We start from the raw sequence: 4,472 nt of genomic DNA on the forward strand, positions 1-4,472 counted from the left end.
CTTTTCGATAAACGTGATCCTATTCCCCACCGGGTCGATAACCGTTATCATAATTGAATCAAATGTTTTGTAATAATCAAAAATGCGTAGTGTTGGTTTGATAACTGACATCGCAATTGAGTATGAAAAAAATATTATTCTGAGAATTCTTTAATTCTGAAAATTCTGATTCAGACGAACTATCTCCCCAGCAACTCGTCCAGCTTATTGCGCTCGGTTTGCAGCTCGCGGGCAAGTTTCTTTTCTTTTTCGTTGGCTTTGGTTTTATAGGTTTTAAATTCTTCTTCCAGTTCGCTGTAAAGCTGGGTGCGGTAGGTAGCTTCACGCTTTAAACTGCCTGAGCGAATGATCACCACCAAAGCAATCACACCAAAAAGAATTACCAGACCCCAAACGATGAGGTTATAAGTGGTTTTTGAGAGGAGCAACCCGAAGATTTCGATTCCGTCTACCTTATTTATCTCTGCGTCTTTGGCGTTGATTTGGGTATTTAAACTGTCGATAGTTTTACTTTGTACACCCAGCTTTTTTAAGGCAGTATTCAACCTTGCGCGGTTGGTGTTCAACGTATCCGAAGCATTTTTCCACAACGCGGAGATCAGTGGCTGCTGGTAATGGTATACCTTGGATAAAAGATACTGGTACTGGCTGTTAAGGCTATTGTTTGCAGGTGCAGGGGCCGGCGCTGTGGTATCCTTCTTTACGGTACCTTTATTTACTGCGGCCTGTTGAACAGGAGGCGGCTGAACTGCGGCGTGCTGCTGCGCAGCTTTAGCGGCTGAGTCAATTTTATATTGATGATAAGCAGCGCCGGTGTATTTATAGATATGGTGCCGCTTTCTTTTCACCGTATCCTGGGCAAAGCTCGCGGTAGATATAAAGCAAATGAGCAGTACAATTATTTTTATCCTTAGCATAAAAGCGGGTTTATAAAGTAAAATTACCATTTAGATGTGAGAAACGTGATATTTTTTAGTCCGAAAGTCGGGAAAGTCCGAAAATCCGAAAGAAAAAAGTTTATAAAATGAAAAGCGTGGCTCACTTCAAATTCTTTTTGCGGACTACTTGACTTTCCGGACTTTACTGACTTTCCGGACTTTCTCCTATCTTAGCACCATGAATATAGGCATGATTGGCCTGGGAGATATGGGCCGTTTGTATGCGAAAGCATTTGCAACGGCCGGTTACCAGGTTTGCGGCTGCGACCTGCCCGATAACAGGCAAAAGCTGGAAGATGAACTTAACCCTTTTGGAATACACATTATGGATAACGGGAAAGATGTTTCCCGGACTTCCGACCTGATCATCTATTCCGTTGAAGCCGAAAGCCTGGCAAGGGTGGTGGCCGAATGTGGCCCCGCCACTAAATACGGCGCTATTGTTGCTGGCCAAACTTCGGTTAAAACACCCGAGATAGAGACTTTTGAAAAATACCTCCCTGCCGACGCGCAGATCGTTACCTTTCATGCCATGCACGGGCCGGGTTTTGCCCCAAAGGGCCAGAAACTGATCCTTATAAACCATCGAGCCGATGAGGAGGCATACCAACGGATGCTGGACCTTTTTACTGCGCTGGAAACTGATATTGTTGAAATAGCCAATTACCACGATCATGATAAAATTGTGGCCGATACACAGGCCGTAACCCACGTAGGTTTTGAGAGTATGGGCACTGCCTGGAAAGAGGCCGGTTTTTTTCCATGGGAAAATGCATCGTATGTGGGTGGCATCGACAATGTAAAGATTTTGACCACCCTGCGGATCTTCAGCTACAAGGCGCATGTATACGGTGGTTTAGCCATCATGAACCCTTACGCCAGGCAGCAGGTTAAGCGGTATGCGGTGTCCGAGTCGGAATTGTTTAAGCTGATGATAAAAGAGGAGGAAGAGGCTTTCCGCCAGCGCCTTTACCGCGCACGCGATTTTGTTTTCCATGAAATCCGCAAACCGATCATGCTGAATGATACGGTGATGAGGGAGTTTGCCCTTGGCCAAAAGCCGGAGCATCAAAAACCAAATTCGCATTTAAGCATCTTAAGTATGGTTGATGCCTGGTACCACCTGGGCGTAAATCCCTACGATAACCTCATCTGCCAGACGCCGCCTTTCCGCCTGCGCCTGGGTATCGCCGAATACTTGTTTAAAAATGAGGAGTTACTGGAAGAATCAATCCTTACTGCCGTTTACGATAAAACCATCCGTGGCGATGACCTGGAGTTTCATTCAGCGGTGAGGGAATGGTCGTCCATTATCGGTTATGGCGACATGGAAGGCTATAAAAAGCACTTTAATGATGTGCAGGCTTTTTTTAAGGGAAGACTGGAAGAAGGGAATAAGCAAAGCGCTGAATTGATCAGAAGGTTGATGATGGAATAACGACGGCCGGTTAAATAACAGAAAACCCGGATGATACTGAACCAAATTCAGTGTCATCCGGGTTTTTACTTTTAAAAAAAAGCTGATTAAAATCGGCAGTTTACTTTGATGCTGTAAACAAGGTCCATGGATAGGCCTTCATATCTCTCAAATATTTGCCCTGGCTTTTTGCATATTCAGGATGTGCCTTTAAGAATGGCGCTGCCAGGAAATCGTCGCCACCGGGATGGCCCATATGTGCCCAGAATTGCATTTTTGCTGCTTCGTCGGCAGTCGCAACTTTCCCCTGAACAGCGCCCATCGGGAAGTAAGGTGCTTCGTTAAATTCCTTGCAGCCCAATGGGTCCTGGTCCACGTGCCCGTCAATTACGCAACGGTCATACGTCGATTTGTTGTTAAGCGCATCAAAGTGGTCCCCTTCAATAGTTTTGCCGGTGGAATCATCCAGCTTGCCTTTATAGGTTTCATGTACCAATTGCGCCATTCGTTTCTTGCGGGCATTTGGCGAGGTAGTTGGGTCGTTTACATCAAAGGTAGTCTCTTCTTTCACCAGCTTAGGGTCAGTAGCGAAGTTGGTCCCGACAAAGGCAGTGTCTTTGGAGCGCCACACTTTATAGTTGATGAGGCCCAGTTCCAGTTTAGCTACTTCGTTAGTTTTGGTATCGCCTATCAGCCAGTCGTTGGCATAACCGCCGTTATTGTCGGTGGTCATTATTTTCACCACGTCATCAATACTGTTGCCATATTGTGCCGCACGCCGCGCGCGCACAAACTCAGGTGTTTTGGTGGTATCGTATCCTTTAAACTGCGTAATCGTAGTTTCAGTGATCATGATGCCGCTTTTGGTGACTAAAAAATCATCCCCGCTATGAATAAAGCCTGGACCAGTATCCATTAAAAATTCATTTCCTTTTTCTGGCTTGATATCAGCAATTACATTCCAGCGTTCGCCTACAATATAGTCAGTCCAGTTATTATGGGCGATCACAATTTTATGGTCTTTAGTATAACTGCCGGTGGCGATAAAGGCGCTGCAATTGCCCGGTGCACGGTTGTCGCCGCTGCCGGGTTTCACCTTGTTCATCAGCGTGGGAACATAGTATCCCGGCAACTCATAATAGGCGTTCATCGCGGCGATATCCAGCGTGTCATATTTAAATCCTTTGGCCTGTAAGCCGTCTACAATACCTTTTATTTCATCCTGGTATTCCTTGTCGATCTTCTTCCATAAAAAGCGTTGTGCGGCGCCCCGATAAAAGGCCCAATCTTTACCGCTGCTGCTAGGCAGGTAATATTGCAAAACCTTGATCATGGTATCAATTTCTTTGGCGACAAGGTAGCCGTGCTGATATCCGATATTACCTGGCGAACCGGCAAGGTGGATGTAGATCCAGCCATTTTTGTCTTCGCGGGTGGCATTGCCAAGGCGATTGTCTGCAGGCGCTTTTGTTTTACAGCTGTAAAAAAGCACTCCGGCAGCGAATAAGGAAAGTAAAGTGATTTTTAGTTTCATTTGTTTTTAAATACTAGGGTCAGTTAGTGTAAAAATGTTTAACACTGTAAAGATAAAATATTTGAGAAATTTTCCAACAAAGCCCTGGGCTTTTGAATTTTTTGTTTTTCTGATTAACCTAATGCCTTTTTTCAATAAGATAAGAAATTACTGCAACCGTTTGATTTTATTTGGATTACCTGTAATTTTTTTATATTTGATTACCTGATAACTATTTACAATTAAAGCCCAAAACATGAAAAAACTAACCGCTATTTTCATTATTGCAATTTTTGCATGGTCGTTAAACTCATGCGATCCCGCCAAAGGAGTTAAGGAAGCTGCCACAGCTACACCGCCCTCAAAAGACAGCCTGGTGAAACGGGGCAACTACCTGGTTACTACCCTCGGTTGCAATGATTGTCATTCGCCTAAAAAAATGGGGCCGAAGGGGCCATATATTGATTCAGCCCGAATGTTGTCGGGTTTTCCGTCAACTGCTCCGATTCCGGTGGCAGGCGCGGGCGACATAAAAAGGGGCTTGGTTGTATTTGCCGGCGACCTTACTGCAGCCATCGGCCCATGGGGTACGTCTTTTGCGGCA

Annotated in this window: 3 protein-coding genes and 1 pseudogene; 2 read left to right on the forward strand and 2 right to left on the reverse strand. The window is 45.2% G+C overall.

Translation table 11 applies throughout. The features are described from left to right. Window positions 1-179 precede the first annotated feature (179 nt). Window positions 180-917 (reverse strand): hypothetical protein, encoded by a 738-nt coding sequence (locus QZY09_RS02685; RefSeq protein ID WP_295667766.1) that lies wholly within the window; start codon window positions 915-917, stop codon window positions 180-182. A gap of 199 nt (window positions 918-1,116) precedes the next feature. On the opposite strand from QZY09_RS02685, the gene QZY09_RS02690 reads away from it, so the two are divergent. After that, window positions 1,117-2,376 (forward strand): prephenate dehydrogenase, encoded by a 1,260-nt coding sequence (locus tag QZY09_RS02690; protein ID WP_295667768.1) that lies wholly within the window; start codon window positions 1,117-1,119, stop codon window positions 2,374-2,376. A 100-nt stretch (window positions 2,377-2,476) separates the two neighbouring features. On the opposite strand, the gene QZY09_RS02695 is transcribed toward QZY09_RS02690, so the two are convergent. Further along, entirely contained in the window at window positions 2,477-3,889 is a 1,413-nt protein-coding gene (locus tag QZY09_RS02695) for a C45 family peptidase (protein WP_295667770.1), read from the reverse strand. 235 nt (window positions 3,890-4,124) lie between these two features. Between QZY09_RS02695 and QZY09_RS02700 the strand changes: the two are divergent. Further along, window positions 4,125-4,472, forward strand: a pseudogene (locus QZY09_RS02700) (diheme cytochrome c-553); the annotation flags it as partial.

Origin of the sequence: uncultured Mucilaginibacter sp., assembly GCF_903913935.1 — a bacterium.
Lineage (GTDB): Bacteria > Bacteroidota > Bacteroidia > Sphingobacteriales > Sphingobacteriaceae > Mucilaginibacter.

Coding starts and splice junctions, on each gene's coding strand:
- QZY09_RS02685 (WP_295667766.1), bottom strand. CDS start 917: ATGCTAAGGATAAAAATAATTGTACTGCTCATTTGCTTTATATCTACC.
- QZY09_RS02690 (WP_295667768.1), top strand. CDS start 1,117: ATGAATATAGGCATGATTGGCCTGGGAGATATGGGCCGTTTGTATGCG.
- QZY09_RS02695 (WP_295667770.1), bottom strand. CDS start 3,889: ATGAAACTAAAAATCACTTTACTTTCCTTATTCGCTGCCGGAGTGCTT.